General features: G+C 62.1%; 1 protein-coding gene. It reads right to left on the bottom strand.

All coding sequences use genetic code 11. The annotated features are described in order from the left end of the window. Positions 1-543, bottom strand: a 543-nt coding sequence (locus ACI77D_RS29345; RefSeq protein ID WP_407018103.1) for an Ig-like domain-containing protein, incomplete at both ends; no start/stop codon positions are given.

Raw genomic sequence — 543 nt, 5'->3', positions numbered from 1 at the left:
GTGGCGGTTGGGCGCTGGGTGTCGATGGCGTAATTGTTCGAATCCGTGGTGCCGACCCCCACGTTGCCAGACCCGCTCTGCACCCCGGTATTGTCCAGGGTGATCAGGTTGGTCGCGTCGGTGATATTGGCGCTTGGGGTGAAAGTTGCCGTCCAGGTGATGCCACCGTCGCTGCTGCTCACGGCGCTAAGCGTGCCGTTGGCGACGGTCAGGTCGGCATTACTGAATCCCGTCACGGCCTCGGAGAAGGTGATCGTCACCGTGGTGGTCTCGCCGATGCTCAGGCTGTTGTCGGCGACCACAAGAGTGGCCGTCGGCACCATCGTGTCGATCACGAAGTTGCCGGAGTTGGTGACGCCGGTGCCGGCGTTACCGGCCAGGTCAGCGATGCCAGTGTTGTTCAGGCCTATAACGTTGCTCGTATCGTTGACCCCGAGCGTAGGCGTGTACGTCGCCGTCCAGGTGATGCCGCCATCGCTGCTGCTCACGGCGGTCAACGTGCCATTGGGAATGTTCAGATCAGCGTTGGTGAAGCCCGTTACT

It is taken from the genome of Pseudomonas sp. O39 (assembly GCF_045447295.1).
GTDB lineage: Bacteria > Pseudomonadota > Gammaproteobacteria > Pseudomonadales > Pseudomonadaceae > Aquipseudomonas > Aquipseudomonas antarctica_A.
The sequence above is the reverse complement of the archived record's forward strand: the minus strand, read 5'-3'. Positions and strand labels throughout refer to the sequence as shown.